At 63.4% G+C, this 15,561-nt stretch carries 18 protein-coding genes; 13 read left to right on the top strand and 5 right to left on the bottom strand.

The genetic code is table 11. The features are described 5' to 3' along the window. Positions 1–67 precede the first annotated feature (67 nt). The 10 genes from NO934_RS07925 to NO934_RS07880 all read left to right on the top strand — a co-directional run bounded on the left by NO934_RS07925 (position 68) and on the right by NO934_RS07880 (position 10,678). Positions 68–748 carry a glutathione S-transferase family protein gene (locus NO934_RS07925; RefSeq protein ID WP_309163363.1) on the top strand — a complete coding sequence of 227 codons (681 nt, stop codon included), beginning with the start codon at positions 68–70 and terminating at the stop codon, positions 746–748. Next, positions 745–1,863 (top strand): tRNA epoxyqueuosine(34) reductase QueG, encoded by a 1,119-nt coding sequence (gene queG, locus NO934_RS07920; RefSeq protein ID WP_309163362.1) that lies wholly within the window; start codon positions 745–747, stop codon positions 1,861–1,863. The genes NO934_RS07925 and queG overlap by 4 nt, the downstream gene beginning before the upstream one ends. Continuing rightward, on the top strand, positions 1,860–2,729 hold the full coding sequence (locus NO934_RS07915; RefSeq protein WP_309163681.1) for an SDR family oxidoreductase: 870 nt from the start codon (positions 1,860–1,862) through the stop codon (positions 2,727–2,729). Before queG ends, NO934_RS07915 begins: the two co-directional genes overlap by 4 nt. 118 nt (positions 2,730–2,847) lie before the next feature. Next, the gene (gene rbfA / locus NO934_RS07910; protein WP_309163361.1) at positions 2,848–3,261 is read left to right on the top strand and encodes a 30S ribosome-binding factor RbfA; all 414 of its coding nucleotides are present in this window, start codon (positions 2,848–2,850) and stop codon (positions 3,259–3,261) included. Positions 3,262–3,275: 14 nt separating this feature from the next. Beyond that, the gene (gene truB / locus NO934_RS07905) at positions 3,276–4,187 is read left to right on the top strand and encodes a tRNA pseudouridine(55) synthase TruB (protein WP_309163360.1); all 912 of its coding nucleotides are present in this window, start codon (positions 3,276–3,278) and stop codon (positions 4,185–4,187) included. 77 nt (positions 4,188–4,264) lie between these two features. Beyond that, positions 4,265–6,001: a sensor histidine kinase gene (locus NO934_RS07900; protein ID WP_309163358.1), complete on the top strand. Its 1,737-nt coding sequence runs from the start codon at positions 4,265–4,267 to the stop codon at positions 5,999–6,001. Between the two features lie 167 nt (positions 6,002–6,168). Next, a complete protein-coding gene (gene rpsO / locus NO934_RS07895) occupies positions 6,169–6,438 on the top strand; it encodes a 30S ribosomal protein S15 (protein WP_309163357.1) in 270 nt (89 codons plus the stop codon). A gap of 287 nt (positions 6,439–6,725) precedes the next feature. Next, the gene (pnp, locus tag NO934_RS07890; RefSeq protein ID WP_309163356.1) at positions 6,726–8,864 is read left to right on the top strand and encodes a polyribonucleotide nucleotidyltransferase; all 2,139 of its coding nucleotides are present in this window, start codon (positions 6,726–6,728) and stop codon (positions 8,862–8,864) included. 158 nt (positions 8,865–9,022) lie between these two features. Continuing rightward, the gene (locus NO934_RS07885; RefSeq protein ID WP_309163355.1) at positions 9,023–9,448 is read left to right on the top strand and encodes a YciI family protein; all 426 of its coding nucleotides are present in this window, start codon (positions 9,023–9,025) and stop codon (positions 9,446–9,448) included. 3 nt (positions 9,449–9,451) lie between these two features. Then, positions 9,452–10,678: an alpha/beta fold hydrolase gene (locus tag NO934_RS07880; RefSeq protein WP_309163354.1), complete on the top strand. Its 1,227-nt coding sequence runs from the start codon at positions 9,452–9,454 to the stop codon at positions 10,676–10,678. On the opposite strand, the gene NO934_RS07875 is transcribed toward NO934_RS07880, so the two are convergent. Beyond that, positions 10,675–10,875, bottom strand: a complete 201-nt coding sequence (locus NO934_RS07875) for a YdeI/OmpD-associated family protein (RefSeq protein WP_309163353.1) — start codon at positions 10,873–10,875, stop codon at positions 10,675–10,677. The genes NO934_RS07880 and NO934_RS07875 overlap by 4 nt on opposite strands. A gap of 9 nt (positions 10,876–10,884) precedes the next feature. Continuing rightward, a complete protein-coding gene (locus NO934_RS07870) occupies positions 10,885–11,892 on the bottom strand; it encodes a D-glycerate dehydrogenase (RefSeq protein ID WP_309163352.1) in 1,008 nt (335 codons plus the stop codon). A gap of 155 nt (positions 11,893–12,047) precedes the next feature. Between NO934_RS07870 and NO934_RS07865 the strand changes: the two genes are divergently transcribed. Beyond that, entirely contained in the window at positions 12,048–12,599 is a 552-nt protein-coding gene (locus NO934_RS07865) for an SH3 domain-containing protein (RefSeq protein WP_309163350.1), read from the top strand. Between the two features lie 18 nt (positions 12,600–12,617). Here NO934_RS07865 and irrA read toward each other — a convergent pair whose 3' ends face one another. Further along, the gene (irrA, locus tag NO934_RS07860) at positions 12,618–13,067 is read right to left on the bottom strand and encodes an iron response transcriptional regulator IrrA (RefSeq protein WP_309163348.1); all 450 of its coding nucleotides are present in this window, start codon (positions 13,065–13,067) and stop codon (positions 12,618–12,620) included. A 270-nt stretch (positions 13,068–13,337) separates the two neighbouring features. Between irrA and hpf the strand changes: the two genes are divergently transcribed. Then, positions 13,338–13,910, top strand: coding sequence for a ribosome hibernation-promoting factor, HPF/YfiA family (hpf, locus tag NO934_RS07855; RefSeq protein WP_309163347.1), 573 nt, complete (start codon positions 13,338–13,340; stop codon positions 13,908–13,910). Between the two features lie 159 nt (positions 13,911–14,069). Continuing rightward, entirely contained in the window at positions 14,070–14,537 is a 468-nt protein-coding gene (ptsN, locus tag NO934_RS07850) for a PTS IIA-like nitrogen regulatory protein PtsN (RefSeq protein WP_309163346.1), read from the top strand. Between the two features lie 179 nt (positions 14,538–14,716). Here ptsN and NO934_RS07845 read toward each other — a convergent pair whose 3' ends face one another. Both NO934_RS07845 and NO934_RS07840 read right to left on the bottom strand, forming a co-directional pair. After that, positions 14,717–15,019 carry a DUF1150 family protein gene (locus NO934_RS07845; protein ID WP_309163345.1) on the bottom strand — a complete coding sequence of 101 codons (303 nt, stop codon included), beginning with the start codon at positions 15,017–15,019 and terminating at the stop codon, positions 14,717–14,719. A 13-nt stretch (positions 15,020–15,032) separates the two neighbouring features. Beyond that, positions 15,033–15,455: an Hsp20 family protein gene (locus NO934_RS07840; protein WP_309163343.1), complete on the bottom strand. Its 423-nt coding sequence runs from the start codon at positions 15,453–15,455 to the stop codon at positions 15,033–15,035. Positions 15,456–15,561: the final 106 nt, after the last annotated feature.

The following is a 15,561-nucleotide window of genomic DNA, read 5'->3' as shown; positions in this document are numbered from 1 at the left end:
AGGAGCCTTCGGTCGGAGGGGAGCCTTGTTCCTCTTCGGCGCCGCGCAGCAATTAAACGATCGGTCCATGCCCCAGCTTCTCCACCACAAGCTCGATCCCGCTTCGCGTCTCATCCGCCTGATGTTTGCCGAATATGGCGTGGAGGTCGAATTGGTCGAGGTGGCACCCTGGCGGCGCGATCCCGACTTCCTCGAGATCAATCCGGCCGCTTCCGTGCCGGTGATGCTCGACGAACCCTTCCCGCCCGTGGTGGGGGTTTTGGCCGGTATCGCCCATATCGAAGCCAATTTCGGCCCCGAGCAGCATATCGAAGCCCTGCTGCCGGAAAACGGAACCGAAAAGGTCGAGGTCTGGCGCCTGCTCGAATGGGTGCTGTTAAAGCTCGGCCCAGAGGTCACCGCCTATCTTTTGGAAGAAAAGCTCATCAAGCGCGACCTGCGCTCGGGCGCGCCCGAGCCTTCGGTCATCAGGATCGCCAAGGCCAATCTGTCCGAGCATATGGCCTATTTCTCCTGGGTGCTCGCCACCCGCCGCTGGCTGGCAGGCGACACATTGACCCTTGCCGATTTCGCGCTCGCCGCCCATATCTCGGTTCTCGATTACATGGGCGATATCGCCTGGGAAAAGGCCGGTGAAATCAAGGACTGGTACGCTCGCATCAAGTCCCGCCCCGCCTTCCGGCCGCTTTTGGCCGACAGGATCGTGGGCATGCCGGCTGCGTCAACTTACGCGGACCTCGATTTTTGAGCGCTGAGCGCGAAAACATCGTCACCGAACTGCGCGACCGTGCCCTGGCCTTGGGTTTTTCCAGTTTCGGGGTCACGCACCCCGATTCGCGCCCCGATCTGGCGGCAAAGTTGCGTGGCGCGCTCGACCAGGGCTGGCACGCCGGCATGGACTGGATGGAAGAGACAGGGGATCGCCGCAAATCTCCCGCCTCCCTTTGGCCCGATGTCAGATCGATCATTATGTTGGGCGCCAATTACGGCCCGGCCGAAAACCCGCTTCCTCGTCTTGCCGAACCCGGCCTTGCCAACGTTTCCGTCTATGCCCAGGGCCGCGATTACCATGAGGTGATCAAGGGGCGCTTGAAGGAACTGGCCGGACTTCTGGCCCGCCGCACCGGGGCCGAAGTCAAGGTGTTCGTCGATACCGCCCCGGTGATGGAAAAGCCCCTGGCCGAAGCGGCTGGGCTGGGCTGGCAGGGCAAGCACTCGGTGCTGGTCTCGCGCGAGGCGGGGTCCTGGCTGTTTCTGGGCGCGATCTTCACCACTGCCGATCTGCCCGCCGACCTGCCGCACCCGGAAAGCTGCGGCACCTGTACCCGCTGCCTGGACGTCTGCCCTACCGACGCGTTCCCCGCCCCCTTCCGGCTCGATGCGCGAAAGTGCCTCGCCTATTATTCGGTGGAGCACAAGGGCCAGATCCCGCTCGAATTCCGCAAGCCCATGGGCAATCGCGTCTTTGGGTGCGATGATTGCCTTGCCGTCTGCCCTTGGAACAAATTCGCCCGCCAGAGCCATGACGACAAGCTTGCCGCCCGCGAGACGGTCAAGAGCGCACCGCTGGCCGACATGCTGGCGCTCGACGATGCCGCGTTCCGCGCCTTTTTCGCCCAGACCCCGGTCAAGCGCCTGGGCTCGGCGCGCTTTTTGCGCAATTGCCTCGTCGCCGCCGGAAATTCCGGTGATGCCGCCTATCTCCCGGCCGTCAACCGTCTTCTCGGCCACTCCAGCCCATTGGTGCGGGGCATGGCCGTTTGGGCACTGCGCCAATTGGCCGGGGAAGAGGCCGAGGCGCGGCGCGCCGATCTTATTGCCACCGAACAAGACCCGGACGTCAAAGCCGAATGGATCAACTGAACCTATTCATTTTCGGGGCCGGCTATTCGGCCCGCGCCACCGTCGATGCCTTGCGGGCGGGCGGCGAACTCGAAATCTCGGCCACCACGAGAGACTTGCAAAAGGCGCAGGACCTTAGCGGCTCGGGCATCACCCCGCACCTGTTCGAAGGCACCGAGCCGTCCGAGACGGTGGGCGCGGCGCTCGCCCGCGCCACCCATCTTCTGGTCTCGATCGCCCCGGGCGCCAATGGCGATCCGACGCTTCTCCACCATGCCCGCGATATTGTCGCCGCCCCGCATCTGCGCTGGATCGGCTATTATTCCACCATCGGCGTCTACGGTGACGCGCAGGGCGCCTGGATCGATGAATCCGCGCCCACCGAGCCGCTCTCGGCGCGCAACCGCTACCGGCTGGACGCCGAAACGGCCTGGCGCGATGTTGCCGCGGAAAAGGGCATACCGCTCGCCATCCTGCGCCTCGCCGGCATCTACGGGCCGGACCGCTCGGCATTCGATAAGCTGCGCAACGGCACCGCCCGCCGGATCGTCAAGCCCGATCAGGTGTTCAACCGCATCCATGTCCACGATATCGGCGCCATCACCGCTACGGCGGCGCGGGCTCGGCTGTCGGGCATTTTCAACCTCGCCGATGACGAGCCCGCTCCGCCCCAGGACGTGATCGCCCACGCCGCCGAGCTCATGGGCACCGAACCGCCCCCCGAGATCGCGTTCGAGGACGCCGATCTCTCGCCCATGGCCAGAACCTTCTACACCGGCAACCGCCGCGTCTCGAACGCCAAGATCAAATCCGCGCTCGGCTACACCTTCCGTTACCCCACCTATCGCGAGGGCCATGCGGCCATTCTCGCGTGGGAAAACAGCTAGCGGAGGTTCTCCGCATGCGCTGAGTTGGCCGCACGCACCTTGCAAGCAGTTCGCCCCGATTGGCTCCCATTACGCCTTCCCGATTGACGAACCGCCCCGCACCCCCTATTTCCCCGCAATGGTCAAAAAGGCATCAACATCGGCACCCTCCCAGCGCATGCTTCGCGTCGGCGAACGCGTGCGTCATGAGATTTCCGCGCTCCTTGCGCGCGGCGAGATCATCGATCCGCTGCTCGAAACCGTCACCGTCACGGTCCCCGAAGTGCGCATGACGCCCGATCTCAAACTCGCCAATGTCTATGTCATGCCGCTGGGCGGCGAAAACGCAGAGGACGTTGTCGAGGCGCTCAATGCCCACGCCAAGTTCATCCGCGGACGCGTGACCCCGGCGCTCGATCTCAAATACGCGCCCCAGTTCCGCTTTTTCGTCGACCAGACCTTCGACGAATATGGCCGCATCGACGCGCTGCTGCGTTCCGATCGCGTGCAGCGCGACCTCGCGCCCCGCGACGACGAAGACGACAAAGAATAGACCAGGACGGCGACGTGAGCGAAGCTCCCAAAAAGCGCGTCAAGCGCGACCTTTCCGGCTGGCTTGTGTTCAACAAGCCCTACGACATGAGCTCCACCGAGGCGGTGGGCAAGCTCCGCTGGCTGTATGGGGCCAAAAAGGCCGGCCATGCGGGGACGCTCGACCCCCTGGCCACCGGCATTCTCCCTATCGCCTTCGGCGAAGCCACCAAGACCGTCCCCGCCGTCCAGGACGGGGTCAAGGTCTATCATTTCGACATCGCCTGGGGGGCGGCCACCACCACCGACGATATCGAGGGCGAGGTGATCGCCACCTCCGATGTCCGACCCACGGGCGAGGCGCTTGCCGCGCTGCTTCCGCGCTTTACCGGCATCATCACCCAGGTCCCGCCCGCTTTTTCCGCCATCAAGATCGGCGGCGAGCGTGCCTATGATCTGGCCCGCGCCGGGGAAAAGCTCGATATGCCGCCCCGCGAGGTGGAGATCGACGCCCTCGAGATCCTGTCCCATGGGCACGACCGCTCGCGCCTTTCGGTCACCTGCTCGAAAGGCACCTATGTGCGCGCCCTCGCCCGCGACATCGCCGAAGCCCTGGGCACCAAGGGCCATGTCGGCGCCCTCCATCGCGCCCAGGTCGGGGCTTTCACCGATGCCGATGCGGTAACGCTCGAAGCTATCGAAACGGCGGACCAGGCCGGCCGGGATGACCTTCTGCTCCCCGTCGCCGCTGGGCTCGCCGGCCTCCCCGAAGTTCGGCTCGACGCCCGCCAGGCCGCCACGGTGCGCCTGGGCAATCCTGTGCTGCTCACCGGCCGCGAGGCTCCGATCGCCCTCGATGACGCCTGGGCCAGCCTCAAGGGAGAGGCGGTAGCCCTTGGCGTCGTCGAAGCCGGCCAGTTCAAGCCGCGCCGGGTGATCCTGGGGTGACGGCGCGTCGGCGCTCTTTACCCACCCCATCCGATTGGCTAAAGGTTTGAGTGTCCACAGGGTTCGGCCACTCGACGATGTCTCAGTCCGCGCTAGAGAACGACACCGACAAGGCCGTATCGGAGCCTGGGCAGGCGCCTATCCGTCCGCCCCGTTCGGTCCCCATCATTTTCTATCTCGCCTTTCTGGTGGTGGTGATCGTCCTGCCGGCCACGGCTTTCACTGCCGTGCTCCTTGCCCGCCACAACGTGGCCCAGGAGGAAACCGTCGAAACCTTCACCGTCGCCACCACGCGCTCGGTGGTGCAGGCGGTCGAAAGGGAGATCTCGGGCATGATCACCACCCAAAGGGTGCTGATGAGCATCGAGGCCCTTTCCGATGGCGATCTGGCGCAATTTCACGAGCATGCGCGCACTGCGCTTTCGGGCACCGGATCGTTCTTCATTCTGGCCGATGAGAATTTCAATCAGCTCCTCAACACGCGTGTCGAATTCGGCACGCCCCTGGGCCCGATCTCCGAGGTCGAGACCGCCCGCCGCGCGCTGGAAACGCCCGACGCCGTGGTTTCCAACGTCTTTTACGGCCAGACGGCGGAAAACTACGTTTTCAACGTTGTCCGCCAGAGGCCGGAGATCACCCCGCCTCAGCTCGCCATCCTGACCCAGGATGCCGCCTCGCTCACCAATGCGCTGTTGACGCGGGAATTGCCCCAGGGCTGGCATGTGGCCCTTGTCGATTCCAATAACACCGTTCTTGTAGCCTCCCAGGATTCCGCCCGCATGGGCGAGCCGTTCTTCATTCCCTTGAGCGAAAACTCCGGATCGGGAACCGGCTGGCGCGATATTTCCATTACCGGCGAGGATTACCGGGCGATCACCCAATATTCGATCCTCACGGGCTGGTATGTGGTGGCCTGGGCGCCCACCTCGGTGGTCACCGAACCCCTGCGCACGACGCTGCTGTGGCTGCTGCTCGGTGCCATTCTGATCGTGGGGCTGGCGGCGGCCGCCGCCGCCGTCGTCGCGCGGCAGATCGCGTCCTCGGTGCGCGGCCTCGCCCGGCAGGCCCGCGCCATGGGCGCCGGCGAGGAGATCGGCCCGATCCCCTATCCCGTCCACGAACTCGCCGTCGTCTCCCAGGCCCTGGCGGACGCCAGCGACAGGCGCCGCCAGGCCGAAACCGAGGCGCGGTTCTTGATGCGCGAGGTCGCGCACCGTTCCAAGAACCAATTGACTGTCATCGCCGCCATGGCCAAGCAGACGGCGCGCGGCGCCGACAGCGTGGAAAAGTTCGTCGAAAGCTTCAACAATCGCCTCTATGGGCTCGCGCGTTCCACCGATCTGCTGCTGGCCCACGGCACCCAGGGCATCGGCCTGCGTGATCTGTTCGGCACCCAGATCGATCCCTTCCGCCCCGAGGACTCCAGCCGGGTGACCAAAACCGGGGTCAATGTCTATCTCAACGTCCAGGCCGCCCAGGTCCTGGGCATGGCGGCGCACGAATTGGCCACCAACGCCGCCAAGTATGGCGCCTTCTCGCGCGAGGGCGGCAAGCTCACCATCAACTGGAACCGGGCGGGCGGAGGCCGGCTGCATCTTGTCTGGCGCGAAACCGTGCCCGATTTCACCCCGCCCCCCGAACGCAAGGGATTTGGCTCGGTGGTGCTCGAAACCATGGTCGCGAGCGCGCTCAAGGCCGATGTCGAGCGCATCGTTCATCCCGACGGCATCGAATGGGTGTTCTCCATCCCCCTCGACCAGATCGACCCCGATCGCGACGCCCCCACGCCCGACGAGCTCAAACCCGAGCGTTGAGGCGGCCACCCGGCACACGGCAAACGAGAAAAAACTTCTCATTTGCCCCCCGATACCCTATATGACCGCCATCGGAGCGGTTCCCGCTCTGGATTTAAAACGGCCATTCCTGGACGGCATCCCGGTTTTGGCGTCACTCAACTCCTTATATTTGAAAGGATTTTTCGATGTCGATCACTGCTGAGCGCAAAGCTGAACTCATTGCGGAATACGCGACCAAGGCCGGCGATACCGGTTCTCCGGAAGTCCAGGTCGCCATCCTCACCGAGCGCATCAACAACCTGACCGAGCACTTCAAGTCCCACACCAAGGACAATCACTCCCGCCGTGGACTTTTGAAGCTCGTTTCGACCCGCCGTTCGCTTCTCGACTATGTCAAGCGCGGCGACCAAGCGCGGTACCAGAGCCTGATCGAACGGCTCGGCATCCGCCGCTAGGCCAAGTCTGGTGCGGGGTCGGCCGTAAGGCCGGCCCCGTGTCGTATCGTCCATCGGCAATGGGGCCGGTGGGCAAACAACTGCCGGAAGCGCCCTTAACTCAAGGGGCGGGGCATGGCAGGATCGCCGGAGGCTTCGGACTGACGCAGTCCAGGCGGAGCCTCTCGCCATCTTGTCCATGTTCCGAAAAGTCCTGAGGGCTGCCTCTGGCGCCATTTGCGGAGTGCCGCATCGATGCTGCTTTCAAGGAGCGCGTCGAGGCCGTTCCGCATAAAAAGGAATGTTCTATGACAATCAATTTCGACCACCATAAAGTCGAACTCGACTGGGGCGGTCAGCCCCTGACGCTGGAAACCGGCAAGGTCGCCCGCCAGGCTGACGGCGCCGTCGTCGCCACCCTTGGCGAAACCGTGGTTCTGGCCACCGTCGTTTCGGCCAAGGAGCCCAAGGCCGGCATCGATTTCTTCCCGCTGACCGTCAACTACCAGGAAAAGTATTTTGCCGCCGGCAAGATCCCCGGTGGTTACTTCAAGCGCGAAGGCCGCCCGACCGAGGCCGAAACCCTCATCTCGCGCCTGATCGACCGCCCGATCCGTCCTTTGTTCCCCTATGGCTACAAGAACGAGACCCAGGTGATCGTGACCGTGCTCCAGCACGACATGGAAAATGAGCCCGACGTGCTCGCCATGGTCGCAGCTTCTGCCGCGCTCACCATTTCGGGCGTCCCCTTCATGGGCCCGATCGGCGCGGCCCGCGTCGGCTATATCGACGGCGAATACGTCCTCAACACCCCCATCGACAAGAAGTCCGATTCCAAGCTCGACCTCGTCATGGCCGGCACCGCCGACGCCGTGCTGATGGTTGAATCCGAAGCCCAGGAACTTTCCGAAGAGGTGATGCTGGGCGCCGTGATGTTCGGCCACAAGGAGAGCCAGAAGGTGATCGACGCGATCATCAAGCTCGCCGAACTGGCCGCCAAGGAACCGCGCGAATTCGAACCCGAAGATCAGTCCGCTCTCGAAGCCGAGATGCTCTCGGTGATCGAGGCCGATCTGCGCGAAGCCTATAAGAACACCGACAAGCAGACCCGCTACGCCGCCGTCGATGCCGCCAAGGCCAAGGTCAAGGCGCATTTCATTCCCGAGGAAGGGGAAGCCAAATACACCCCCGAGCAGGTCGGCGCCGTGTTCAAGTCGCTCCAGGCCAAGGTGGTGCGCTGGAACATCCTCGACACCAAGACCCGCATCGATGGCCGCGACCTCGAGACCGTGCGCCCCATCGTCGCCGAAGTCGGCGTCCTGCCCCGCACCCACGGTTCGGCGCTCTTTACGCGCGGGGAAACCCAGGCGCTGGTGGTTGCCACGCTCGGCACGGCCGATGACGAGCAGTTCATCGATTCCCTCGAAGGCACCTACAAGCAGAACTTCCTGCTGCACTACAACTTCCCGCCCTATTCGGTCGGTGAAGCCGGCCGCATGGGCTCCCCCGGCCGCCGCGAGATCGGCCACGGCAAGCTCGCCTGGCGCGCCATCAACCCGATCCGTCCCTCGGCCGAGGAATTCCCCTATACCCTGCGCGTGGTTTCCGAGATCACCGAATCCAACGGTTCGTCCTCCATGGCGACCGTCTGCGGCACCTCGCTGGCGCTGATGGATGCGGGCGTTCCCATGAAGAAGGCCGTTGCCGGCATCGCCATGGGGCTGATCCTGGAGGGCGACAAGTTCGCCGTGCTCTCGGACATCCTGGGTGACGAAGACCACCTCGGCGACATGGACTTCAAGGTGGCCGGTACCACCGATGGCGTCACCTCGCTCCAGATGGACATCAAGATTGCCGGCATCACCGAGGAGATCATGAAGATCGCCCTCGGCCAGGCCAAGAACGGCCGCACCCACATCCTGGGTGAAATGGCCAAGGCCATCGACACGGCCCGTTCGGAAGTGGGCGAGTTCGCCCCGCGCATCGAGACCATCAAGATCCCGACCGACAAAATCCGCGAAGTGATCGGCACCGGCGGCAAGGTGATCCGCGAGATCGTCGAAAAGACCGGCGCCAAGATCAACATCGAGGACGACGGCACGGTGAAAGTGTCCTCCTCGGACGGCAAGCAGATCGATGCGGCCATCAAGTGGATCAAGTCGATCACCGACGAGCCCGAAGTGGGCGAGATCTACCAGGGCACCGTGGTCAAGACCGCCGATTTCGGCGCGTTCGTCAATTTCTTCGGCTCGCGCGACGGCCTCGTGCACATCTCCCAGCTTGCCGACCAACGCGTGGGCAAGACCACCGATGTGGTCAAGGAAGGCGACAAGGTCTGGGTCAAGCTTTTGGGCTTTGACGAGCGCGGCAAGGTCCGTCTGTCGATGAAGGTCGTCGACCAGGAGACGGGCAAGGAACGCGCCAAGGAAGAAGAAGACGCCGAGTAATCGCGCGGCTTCTCTAATCTGAAATGCATCGGCCCGGCGCCCGAAAGGAGCGCCGGGTTTTTTGTTTTCTCGCCCTTGTGATTTTTTCGTGTTCTGCTGTCGGATGGCCGAGACCGGACACGTCCTATGGACGTGCATGACCGACAAGGGAGAGAAAAATGCGCTTCATGGTGATGATCAAGGCGTCCGCCGAGAGCGAGGCCGACGTCGCGCCCGAGGAAGGCCTGCTCTTGAAGATGGGCCGCTACAATGAGGAATTGATCAAGGCCGGCATCATGGTCGACGGCGCCGGGCTGATGTCGAGCGCCAAGGGGGCCAGGGTGCAGGTCATCGACGGCAAACCGCTGGTCACCGATGGCCCGTTCGCCGAGATCAAGGAAGTGATCGCCGGCTTCTGGATATGGGAATGCGCCTCGCTCCAGGAGGCCATCGACTGGGTCGCCAAATGCCCCATCGCCCACGGTCAGGACCGTTTCGAGATTCGCCAGATGCATGAGCTCGAAGATTTCGGCGCCGAGGGTGATGAAGGCTACGATCTGCACAAAAAGCTCGACGCCCAGCTTGCCGCGCAAAAGGGAGCTTGAACCATGCCCATCGTCACGTCCGCCGACGGAACCAGGATCGGCTATGAAACGCATGGAAGCGGCCCGCTGGTGATCTGCGTTGCCGGCGCCACGCAGTACCGCGCCGTCGATCAGGACACGCCCAGGCTCGCAAATCTTCTGGCCGACCGCTTCACCGTGCTCATTTATGATCGCCGTGGCCGGGGCGAAAGCGGCAATACCGAGCCCTATGCTCCCATGCGCGAGATCGAGGATATCGAAGCCTTGATCGACGCTCAGGGTGGTACTGCCATGCTTTACGGCATGAGCTCGGGCGCCGTTCTCGCGCTCGAAGCCGCCGCGGCTCTGCCCCAAAAGGTCGCTCGCGTCATCTGTTACGAGCCACCTATCAACGGCGCGCAATCGCGCGATGAGGCCTTCGCCGAGCTCGCCGAAATGGAAGGGTTCAAGAGTCGGGGCGATGGCGCCGGGGCCATGGAAGCCTTCATGCGCTCGGTGGGAGCGTCCGACGATGACGTCGCGGGGTTCAAGGCCAGCCCGGCCTGGGCCGGCTTTGCGGCGGTGGGCACTACCATTGCCCATGATTATCGCGTCATGGCCGAAGCCACCAAGGGTGACATGAAGACCCGCTGGCGCGGCATCGCCCAGCCAGTTCTGGTGGTCAATGGCGACAAGAGCTTTGCTTTCATGGAAGCGGGAGCCGATGCCGCCGCTGCCGCGCTGCCGAACGCCACGCGGAAAACCCTGCAGGGTCAGGGCCACGACCCGCCGCCGAGATCGTCGCGCCGGTGCTGGCCGAGTTCTTCGCCCTCTGATCGGAGCAGCGTGATGGAAAGGATCTATACGGGGAGCTGCCATTGCGGCTCCATCCACTTCACCGCCCCCATCGATCTCTCCGAGGGTATCCGCAAATGCAACTGCACCTATTGCTTCAAGACCGGCTATCGCAAGGCCTTTGCCTATGGGGATTCGGTTGCGGTGACGCAAGGGGAGGAGCATATCGGCCACTACGCCGCCGAGCTCTCCTCATGGCCTGCTGGGCATATCGACCACATGTTCTGCACAAGCTGCGGCACGCAGCTCTTTTCCCGTGGCTATCTCGAATTCGCGCCCTTCAATGGCTGGTTCCACGCCGTCAACGTTTCGACGCTCGATGCCGCGCCCGAAGAGCTCGATGCCGCCCCGATCGTCTATGAGGACGGGCTGCATGACAGGCAGGATCAGGCGCCGGCGCTCGTGGGATACCTTTAAAGCGCCACCAGCGCCGCGATCGCCTTTTCGATCCGGCGCTGGCGTGTCTCCTCGGTCGTGGCCGCCTCGATATCGAGCACATGGTGGCGTTTGAGACCATGAGGCAGCACCGCAAACCGCTTGCCGGCCTCGGGATGAGCCTCCAGCGCTGCGGCAAAATCCTCAGGGATTTTTAATTCCACATCGAATTGAGCCATTCCAGCCTCCTAAATCGGCGATCGCCCGTCGGGCAAAACCCGATGTGGTGGGGTATGTCCGTCCAGAAACGTGCGGATGTTGACGATCACCGTCTCCCCCATCTCGATCCGCGATTCCAGCGTCGCCGAGCCCATATGCGGGGTCAAGATCACCTTGTTGGCCCGCGCCAGCTCCACCAGCTTGGGATTGGCGCCCTTCTTGTGCTCGAAAACGTCGAGCGCGGCTCCGGAAAGATGTCCGCTCGCCACGAGGTCGGCCAGCGCATCCTCATCGACAAGCTCGGGGCGAGAAATGTTGACTACAAATGCGCCCTCGCGCATGCGCTTCAGGCGGTCGGCGGAAAAGATGTTGAAGGTATCGCGATTGTGCGGCGTGTGCAGCGAGATGATGTCGACATGCTCCACCATCTCGTCGATCGAATCCCACCAGGTCGCCCCCAGCGCCTCTTCGATCTGCGGTGGCTTGCGCGTGCGTCCGCAATAGTGGATGGCCAGCCCGAAGGCCCGCGCCCGCCGCGCCACGGCGGTGCCGATCCGCCCCAGCCCCACGATCCCGAGCGCCTTGCCGCCCAGCCGCCGCCCCAGCATCCAGGTGGGCGACCATCCCGGCCAGGTGCCGTCGTTCAAAAGCACCTGCGCGCCCTCGGTCAGCCGGCGCGGTACCGAAAGCATCAGCGCCATGGCCATGTCCGCTGTGTCCTCGGTCAGCACCGAAGGCGTGTTGGTGACGGTGATCCCGGCCGCATGGGCTGCCTCGATATTGACGTTGTCGAACCCGTTGCCGAACTGGGCGATGAGTTTAACCGATGCGGGGAGCTGGGCGATCAGAGCTGAATCGATTCGATCGGTGATCGAGGAAACCAGCACGTCCGCGCCCTGGAGCGCGGTCAGCAGCGCCGGCGCGTCGAGCGGAACGTCGCTTTGGTTGAAGCTCACGTCGAACAGCGCCGCCATGCGGGCCTCGACAGCTTCCGGCAGGCGTCGCGAAACGACGATTTTGGCCCGGTCCCGGGTCACACCTTCACCATTTTTGCGCCCTACCCGAAGTGCCGTTTATCGGTTTTCAGCGACCATTAAGTTCGCTCCGGTACTGTTAGGGAAAAAGCGCCGTGCTGCAAAGCCTCCCCGCGTTCTGCCCCGGCGCACCGGTATCGTTTTTGATGAGTTATCCCTTGCGTTTTCTTGCAGTCCTTTGTGCCCTGCTTGTGCTTTTCGCCAGCCCCGGAACCATAGCCCCCGCTCAGGCGCAGGCCACCCAGGTCGGCCGCTCCAGCGGCCTGCCGGTGCCGCGCTTCGTCTCCATCCGCAACGCCCCGGTCAATGTCCGGGTCGGCCCGGGCACCAATTACGATATCGCCTTCACGTTCGTGCGGCCGGGCGTGCCGGTGGAAATCACCGCCGAATTCGATACCTGGCGCCGCATCCGCGATGCGGAAGGCGATGAGGGCTGGGTGCATCAGAACCTTGTGGTGGGCGATCGCACCGCGCTGGTCGCGCCCTGGCAGGCGGAGGGCTCGATTGCGTTGCGTGTCGGGCCCCAACCGGACGCGGCGGTCCGCGCCTGGCTCGCGCCCTCCATGCTGGTCGCCGTCCATTCCTGTGATGCGAGCGCCTGCGAAATCCGGCTCAGCCACACGGGCGCCGATGGGCGCGCAACGACCTATCAGGGCTTTGTCGCCCAGGAGACGCTCTGGGGCGTCTATGCCGGAGAAGTCTTCGACTGAGCGAGCCGGCGGACGCCCCTAGCCGTTCCGGCCCACCTTCTTGACCCGCACGATCACGTCCACATGGGTCACCGCCATGCCTTCGGGGGCGTCGGGAATCCCGGCAATGCGGATGGAATCGGAAGGGATATCCTCGATCCGCTGCTCGTCTTCGATAAAGAAGTGGTGGTGATCGGTGGTGTCGGTGTCGAAATAGCTGCGTGAGGCATCGACGGAGATTTCGCGCAACAGCCCAGCCTGACGGAACTGGTGCAGCGAATTGTAGATCGTGGCCAGCGACACCGAAACACCCGCCTCTTCGGCTTCCGAATGGAGCTGCTCGGCATTGACGTGCCGGTGGGGGCCGGAAAACAGAAGTTCGGCCAGTGCCAGACGCTGGCGGGTGGGCCGCAGCCCGGCCATGCGCAGCACGGCCATGAGGCACGGGCCGCGTGAGGGATGCGCCTCGGCCCGGATCGGTGCAGTCATCGGCTTGTTTTCGCCTTTTGGTTTAAGTTCTTGGCCCGGACTATACCGGTCAAGGGCCCCGGAAACAAGCAGCGCTCCGGGCGGGAAATTTTGCGTGCCGGGGCGGAACGCCGGCCTTGCCCTCATGGTTATCCACCGGTGGGCCAAATTCCCCGATGCGATTTCTCTTGCGATTGCCAAGGGCCCGCGAAGGGGTCTAGACTCGCCCTGCCCGGCACCGTTGGGCCCAAGTCCCTTGCCGGGCATCCGCAACCAGACCAGGAGGCCATCATGAGCTTGCGTGTATCTGGCAAAAACATGGACGTCGGCGATGCATTGAGGGGCACGGCCACCGAACGCTTCGACGCCGTGGTCGGCAAGTATTTCGATGGTGGATATGACGGCCATCTGACCCTCGAGCCGGAGGGAATCGGCTACCGCGCCGATTGCATGATCCATCTCGATACCGGCATCGTGCTTCAGGCTTCCGCCTCGGCCAATGATGCCACGGCCGCCTATGAGGATATGGCGACCCATATCGAAAAGCGCCTGCGGCGCTACAAGCGCAAGCTCAAGAATCACCGGCGCCTGGTCAATGGAAGCGGCGATGGCGGCTATGCCGCCTATGTGCTGGCCGCCCCGAGCGACGATATCGAACTCGACGAGGATTTCGCGCCCCCCGTCATTGCCGAGACCACGCAGAACCTTCGCACCATGAGCGTGGGCGAAGCCGTCATGGAACTCGACCTGGCCCAATCCGACGTAATTGTGTTCCGCCATGCTGGACACGGCGGCATGAATGTGGTTTACCGCCGCCCCGACGGGAATATCGGATGGATTGATCCGGCCCTGTCAGAGACATGACGCGCGATGGAGCGTTTCGAGGCGATGGTTTTCGCCATGGAGCGCGACGAACAATGAAAACGCCCCCAACCTCTTGTAAAGGACAATTGGTCATGGTGCGGGCGCAGCACGGATTGCACGGCCGTCATAGACGCGAAAACAACTCCAAAGGTTTGTTAAATGGAACTTGCTGACATTCTGTCGCAGGACTCTATCATCGCCTGCGCTAAGGTCGCGAGCAAACGCCAGCTTCTCCAGCTTTTGGCCGATCGCGCTGCCGAACTCACCGGGCTGGACGCCCAGTTGGTCTTCGAAACGCTCCAGAATCGCGAGCAACTCGGCTCGACCGGGCTGGGCAATGGCATCGCCATCCCGCACGGCAAGATCAAGGGCTTGCCTCACGTCACGGCGCTGTTCGTGCGTCTGGCCCAGCCCATCGATTTCGATGCGGTGGACGATCAGCCGGTGGATCTCGTGGTGATGCTGCTGGCGCCCGAGGGCTCGGGCGCCGATCATTTGAAGGCCCTGAGCCGCGTGGCGCGCCTGCTGCGTGCCGATGGCGTGGTGGAAAAGCTGCGCACCACCAAGGAAGTCGACAAGCTTCGCGATATCCTCACAACCCCGCTCGAAGCCACCCACGCCGCGTAAGAATCAAAAAGGCCGCCCTTGAGGCGGCCTTTTCATTTCCAGCGTCCGAAACCACCGCAAGAACGAGCGGAGCGAGGATCCCGGCCGACTTTTCGGCCGCGCCGTCGCAGGCGCAGCGGAGGGCATAGGCGCGGTTTTAGCGCCGTCATGCCCGCAGCGGTGCGCGCCGTGAGACAAAATCAATGCAAAGTGGCCAGCCGCACCTCGTGGCCCTCGATCCAGTCCATGATCGCTTCACGTGAATCAGCGATAAGCACCGGAGCGCCATCGGCGCTCATCAGGAGTTCGAGTCTCTGATCGGCGGGAGCCATGGCCGCCTGGGGGATGAAGTCGACGAGATCGCCGGCATCCATCTGCTTCCAGAAAACGATGTCGCCCGCGCCCAGCGCGGCAAACTGCGCCGCCGTCAGCGCGCGCAAGGGTTCGGCCGAGACGCCGAGATGGGCGTCGGTGAACGCTGTTTTTTCAATCGGTTTGTTCATAACGCATACCTTTCTACTCGACCGACCTGATGTCGATACGGCGGGTCACCGGTTCGGTGACGGGCCGGTATACGGTGATAACGAGGAGGCCGTCTTTCAGTTCGGCACCCTCTATCCTCATGCCTTCGGCAAGCAGGAAGGTGCGCTGGAACTGCCTGGCGGCTATGCCGCGATGCAGGTATTGGCGCGCACCATCTTCGGTCTGCCGGCCCCGCACGATGAGCTGATTATCCTCCCCAATCACTTCCAGATCGTTACGAGCGAACCCGGCAACCGCAATGGCGATCCTGTAGGTCTCGTCCCCGTTCTCGGCGGTCACCCGCTCGATATTGTAGGGAGGATAGCCTTCGGAAGCGCGTTGCAGCCGGTCGAAACGCTCTTCAAACGTATCGAAGCCCAAAAGGAAGGGGGCGGAAAACAGCGATACCCGTGTCATCGGTCGTTCATGTCCTTGATACCCAAGCAACATATTGCGGCGTTGGCCCTATCATAGGCGCCTTTCGCCGATTGCCTATGATATGGGTTTTGGGCCGAACCGTTCA

This window comes from Pelagibacterium sp. H642 (genome assembly GCF_031202855.1).
Lineage (GTDB): Bacteria > Pseudomonadota > Alphaproteobacteria > Rhizobiales > Devosiaceae > Pelagibacterium.
The sequence above is the reverse complement of the archived record's forward strand: the minus strand, read 5'-3'. Positions and strand labels throughout refer to the sequence as shown.

Excerpts from the sequence above, each read along its gene's own strand:
- NO934_RS07925 (WP_309163363.1), top strand. The coding sequence starts at position 68 with ATGCCCCAGCTTCTCCACCACAAGCTCGATCCCGCTTCGCGTCTCATC.
- rbfA (WP_309163361.1), top strand. The coding sequence starts at position 2,848 with ATGGTCAAAAAGGCATCAACATCGGCACCCTCCCAGCGCATGCTTCGC.
- NO934_RS07900 (WP_309163358.1), top strand. The coding sequence starts at position 4,265 with ATGTCTCAGTCCGCGCTAGAGAACGACACCGACAAGGCCGTATCGGAG.
- rpsO (WP_309163357.1), top strand. The coding sequence starts at position 6,169 with ATGTCGATCACTGCTGAGCGCAAAGCTGAACTCATTGCGGAATACGCG.
- pnp (WP_309163356.1), top strand. The coding sequence starts at position 6,726 with ATGACAATCAATTTCGACCACCATAAAGTCGAACTCGACTGGGGCGGT.
- NO934_RS07885 (WP_309163355.1), top strand. The coding sequence starts at position 9,023 with ATGCGCTTCATGGTGATGATCAAGGCGTCCGCCGAGAGCGAGGCCGAC.
- NO934_RS07880 (WP_309163354.1), top strand. The coding sequence starts at position 9,452 with ATGCCCATCGTCACGTCCGCCGACGGAACCAGGATCGGCTATGAAACG.
- NO934_RS07875 (WP_309163353.1), bottom strand. The coding sequence starts at position 10,875 with ATGGCTCAATTCGATGTGGAATTAAAAATCCCTGAGGATTTTGCCGCA.
- irrA (WP_309163348.1), bottom strand. The coding sequence starts at position 13,067 with ATGACTGCACCGATCCGGGCCGAGGCGCATCCCTCACGCGGCCCGTGC.
- hpf (WP_309163347.1), top strand. The coding sequence starts at position 13,338 with ATGAGCTTGCGTGTATCTGGCAAAAACATGGACGTCGGCGATGCATTG.
- ptsN (WP_309163346.1), top strand. The coding sequence starts at position 14,070 with ATGGAACTTGCTGACATTCTGTCGCAGGACTCTATCATCGCCTGCGCT.
- NO934_RS07845 (WP_309163345.1), bottom strand. The coding sequence starts at position 15,019 with ATGAACAAACCGATTGAAAAAACAGCGTTCACCGACGCCCATCTCGGC.
- NO934_RS07840 (WP_309163343.1), bottom strand. The coding sequence starts at position 15,455 with ATGACACGGGTATCGCTGTTTTCCGCCCCCTTCCTTTTGGGCTTCGAT.